A 4,599-nucleotide genomic window follows, 5' to 3' on the forward strand; every position below is an offset into this window, starting at 1 on the left:
TTTCTAGTGCTTTTAATGCGTATCGATATGTTAAAGATAAACAGAAAAAAGAAGAGAAATAATGGAGGTGAGAGAATGAAAGATTTAGTTTATGCAATAATCATGTTTATAATAGCATGTGCTTTTGTTATATTAACGGTTGTACATAATAAATTATTTGCTATTTTAGTTATTTTCTACTTATATCGTACTGGCGTTTATGCTTATAGATATTATCAATATCGTAAATATAGCAAGCGTTTATAATACTGCAATTATTTTTGAGAGATAAGCCGGATCAATGGTTTATCTCTTTTTTGTTGCTTGACAGTGTGAGGGAATTGTATCAGAATAAAGTCATTAACGATTATGAAGGAGGCTACCAATAATGGAAAAAGATTGGTGGAAAGGCAAAGTAGCGTATCAAATTTATCCAAAAAGTTTTAATGATAGTAATGGAGATGGAATTGGTGATTTAAAAGGAATTATCGAAAAACTCGATTACTTACAAAGTTTGGGAATTGATATTTTATGGTTGTCTCCTGTATATAAGAGTCCTTTTGTAGATCAAGGATATGATATAGCAGATTATTATGCGATTGATCCGCAATTTGGAACGATGGAAGATATGGAAGAACTAATTGCTGAAGCAAAAAAACGTGATATTTCAATTATTATGGATTTGGTTGTTAACCACTGTTCTGATCAACATGAATGGTTTCAAAAAGCATTAGCAGATCCAGATGGGCCTTATGCAGATTATTTCTATTTTATTGAAAGTGAAAAAGAACCAAATAACTGGGAAACTTATTTTGGAGGCAGTGTGTGGGATAAAGTTCCTGGAACAAATAAATATTATTTACACTCATTCCATAAAGGACAACCTGATTTAAATTGGCAAAATCCTGTCGTACGAGAAGAAATTTATACGATGATTAATTGGTGGTTAGAAAAAGGAATTGGAGGATTCCGTATTGATGCCATTATTAATATTAAAAAGGATTTAGAGTGGCGTTCATTACCATCTGAACAAGAAAATGGACTAGTTCCTGTTCGTTATTCATTAGCAAATGCGCAACCAATTGAGCCATTTTTACAAGAAATGAAAGAAAAAACATTTGCACGTTATAATGCTTTTACAGTAGGGGAAGTATTTAATGAAACGGATGAAGAATTACATTTCTTTATTGGCGAAGAGGGAGTATTCTCGTCTATTTTCGATTTTAAACAAACGATTTTAGGGCAAAAGGGAAATGGCTGGTATAGTCATGAATTACCAACAGCTGAAGAATTAAAAGATAGTATTTTTAGAGCGCATCGTCGTGCGGATTCAATTGGAGTGTTATCAACGATTATTGAAAACCATGATGAACCACGTGGTGTTTCTCATTACATTCCTGAAGGAGAAGTTACAGAAATTAGTAAAAAAGCTCTTGCAACGGTACAAATGCTTCGTAAAGGAATTCCATTTATTTATCAAGGACAAGAGATTGGAATGGAAAATCAAATTTTTGAATCAATTGATGAGTTTGATGATATTAATACATTAAATGAATATCATGTTGCAAAAGAAGCAGGACTAACGGATGAAGAAGCGTTGAAGGCTATTTCAAAATATAGTCGTGATAATGCTCGTACTCCAATGCAATGGAATGGAGAAGAGAAGTTAGGATTTACAACTGGAAAAGCTTGGCTTGTTTCAAAACAACCACAAAGAGACATTAATGTTGAGGCACAGGAAGAGAACCCACAATCTATCTTGAATTATTATAGAGAACTAACTGCTTTATATCGTAATGAAGTTTATGGCTCAACGATTCGAGAAGGAGCATTGATTCCTGTTTTAGAAGAAGTGGAAAATATAATTGCTTTTGAGCGTCGTGGAGAAAAACGTGTGCTTGTATTAGTCAATTATCAAGCAGAAGCTCAAACCGTTACTTTGCCAACGCCTGTAAGAAAAGTATTGCTAGCCAATATTCCAGCACAAATGAATGGACAAGGAGATCAACTCTCTCTTGCTGGCTATCAAGCGCTTGTCTGTGAATTAGAAGGTTAAATAGAGTGAAGAAAACGTTCTTTTTGAAAGGACGTTTTTTTGTAAATCATAGATCCTTAAGAATGATTAAATAAGAAAAAATCTATATGAAAACGGAAACAACCGGTGTATAATGAGCATAATAAAAAATAAAGAAACTTATTGACAAAAAAGATTACTAGGTATATAGTTAGCTAAAAGAGTAACTAACCTATTCTTTTTAAAAAAGTTTTGAGGAGGAATGTATCATGGATACACAAAAAGTTGAACAATATGCAGGAGTTATAAGAAAAGTTTCTAAGGGGTTAAAAATTTGGAATATTATTGGGATTGTTGGAAATGCTTTTGCGGTATTGGGATTTATATTATTATTATTGCCAAATACTCAAGCAGAATTAGCAAAATTAAATAATCCAGCTTTTAATACGGAAACGATTGGTTTGAATGGAGCGATTGTTGTAATCTTTTTATTACTATGTATTTTTTCAACAATTTTATATCATAAAATTGGAAAAAGTGCGAAACAACAACAATTACCAGATAAGAACTTATTAAACTTTGCGATTGGAATTCATGCATTTTCAATTGTGTTACAAATTGTAGGTCAATTCATTAGCAAGGCAGGATTTGATATTACTGCTTATATTGTTCCAGCCATTATTGCCGGATTACTAGCATGGGTATATGTGACATACCAAAAATGGGAACAAGAAGTAGCGAAAAAATAAAAATGATGTGATGTTTAGAAGTTTGAAAACAACTGTTAGGAGGAATGTATCATGGATACACAAAAAGTTGAAAAATATGCAGGTGTAGTTAGTAAAATTGCTACCGGCTTAAAAGTTTGGAATATTATTGGAATTTTTGCGAACCTCTTTGTATTAATCGGAGTAGCGTCTACATTTGTTCCAAGTGTGCAAGAAGAATTAGCAAAACAGGGTGTAGAACATAGTTCTGAAACGGCAGGAGTTGGAGTAGCAGTTTTCCTATTATTCTTCTTATTATGTATTTTTGCAACAATTTTATATCACAAAATTGGAAAGAGTGCTAAAACTCAAGCATTACCAGATAAGAATTTATTCTTTTATGTGATTGGAATTCATGTCTTTTCGATTTTAATGCAAATTGCTAATAATATTTTTAATCATCAAAAATTCAGCGTAACTACTTTTATTATCCCAGCGATTATTGCTGGATTACTAGCATGGTTATATGTGACTTATCAAAAATGGGCACAAGAAGTAGCGAAACGTTAAGGAGAGTTATGAATGAGTAAAACATTAAAATGGAGCATGATTAGCGTAATGGTATTAGGAGCTGTTATTGTAATCGTATTAGGATTTTTAAAATTACGCTCTCCTGAAAAGAAAGAAGAACACCATTATACAATTATGGAGTTAACAGAACAGGAACCTTTAGTATTAGATGGAAATATTGAAACGGCTAAAGAGCAAAGCTATCATGTGGACCCTCAAAAAGGGCAAGTCACTCAAGTAAAAGTAACAGATGGTCAAGAAGTAGAAGCAGGCGATGTGTTATTTGAATATGATAATGAAACCATTAGTGACGAAGTTGCCGATTTAAACCGTCAAGTAAGTCGACTAATATCTGAACGTGATCATCTATATCAAGAATTAGAAACACAAAAGAATCGTAAAGCTCAAGCAAAACAAGAGTTAGAAAAAGAAGTCCCTGCTCAAAATCAACAAGGTGCTACGAATCAAACAGCTCATGTAGGTGCTATGGATACGACTGCTTTTGATCAAGCAATCGAGGGAACTCAAAAAGCCATTCGTGATATGAACAATAATATTGAAGATGTAAACACAAAAATCGAACGTCTTTCTAAAAAAACAAGCTCAAGTGTAACAGCAGATATTGCAGGAACGATTAGTATTAATCCAGAAGGGAAAACAAATGTGCAATTAGCCTTCATTAAAATTACAAGTAAAGACAGCGAAGCGAAAACAACTGTTTCTGAATATGATTATGAATCAGTTGAAAAGGGATCTTCTGTAACAATCTATGTGAAAGCTCAAGATAGAGAGATTAAAGGAACGATTTCATTTGTTTCTACTGATCCGTCAGGAAGTGGTGCTAATCCAGTACCAGCTTTGCCAACTTCTCCAGGTGCAGCTTCTAGTGGTGGTGGTCATAGTGTTGCTCGTTATGATGTAATTGTAAAACCAGAAATTTCTCTTCCAAATGGATTTACTGTTCAAGTAAAAATCCCTCAAAAAGGATTAGTATTAACAGAACAAGCGATTCAAAAAGATGGAGAACAAGAATATGTTTATTTATATGATAATGGGGTAGCTAAACGCAAAAATATTAAACGTGTGAAAAAAGGATTCCAATGGATTGTTCAAGAAGGATTAAGTATTGGAGATAAAGTGATTGCAAATCCAGATTCAGACATTACAGATGGAGCAGCGGTGTCTTCTACACAATTGGAAGAGTCGGTGAAGTCCCATGATTAAATTAGAACATATTCATAAATATTATAAAGTTGGAGATGAACAGTTACATGTATTAAATGATGTAACGGTTCGTATTACTCAAGGAGAATTTGTTGGAATAATGGG

At 33.1% G+C, this 4,599-nt stretch carries 5 protein-coding genes; all 5 read left to right on the forward strand.

The features are described from left to right. Window positions 1-246, forward strand: a 246-nt coding sequence (locus RYK07_RS08750) for a hypothetical protein (RefSeq protein ID WP_314853480.1), incomplete at its 5' end; no start/stop codon positions are given. A 121-nt stretch (window positions 247-367) separates the two neighbouring features. After that, a complete protein-coding gene (locus tag RYK07_RS08755) occupies window positions 368-2,035 on the forward strand; it encodes an alpha-glucosidase (RefSeq protein WP_314853481.1) in 1,668 nt (555 codons plus the stop codon). 227 nt (window positions 2,036-2,262) lie between these two features. Further along, a complete protein-coding gene (locus RYK07_RS08760) occupies window positions 2,263-2,742 on the forward strand; it encodes a hypothetical protein (RefSeq protein WP_314853482.1) in 480 nt (159 codons plus the stop codon). Window positions 2,743-2,793: 51 nt separating this feature from the next. Continuing rightward, window positions 2,794-3,270 (forward strand): hypothetical protein, encoded by a 477-nt coding sequence (locus RYK07_RS08765; RefSeq protein WP_314853483.1) that lies wholly within the window; start codon window positions 2,794-2,796, stop codon window positions 3,268-3,270. Between the two features lie 12 nt (window positions 3,271-3,282). Then, window positions 3,283-4,494, forward strand: coding sequence for a biotin/lipoyl-binding protein (locus RYK07_RS08770; protein ID WP_314853484.1), 1,212 nt, complete (start codon window positions 3,283-3,285; stop codon window positions 4,492-4,494). Window positions 4,495-4,599: the final 105 nt, after the last annotated feature.

Origin of the sequence: uncultured Granulicatella sp. (assembly GCF_963528315.1) — a bacterium.
Lineage (GTDB): Bacteria > Bacillota > Bacilli > Lactobacillales > Aerococcaceae > Granulicatella.

What these genes read in the sequence shown, in the direction of transcription:
- RYK07_RS08765 (WP_314853483.1), top strand. Translation starts at nt 2,794, where the DNA reads ATGGATACACAAAAAGTTGAAAAATATGCAGGTGTAGTTAGTAAAATT.
- RYK07_RS08755 (WP_314853481.1), top strand. Translation starts at nt 368, where the DNA reads ATGGAAAAAGATTGGTGGAAAGGCAAAGTAGCGTATCAAATTTATCCA.
- RYK07_RS08760 (WP_314853482.1), top strand. Translation starts at nt 2,263, where the DNA reads ATGGATACACAAAAAGTTGAACAATATGCAGGAGTTATAAGAAAAGTT.
- RYK07_RS08770 (WP_314853484.1), top strand. Translation starts at nt 3,283, where the DNA reads ATGAGTAAAACATTAAAATGGAGCATGATTAGCGTAATGGTATTAGGA.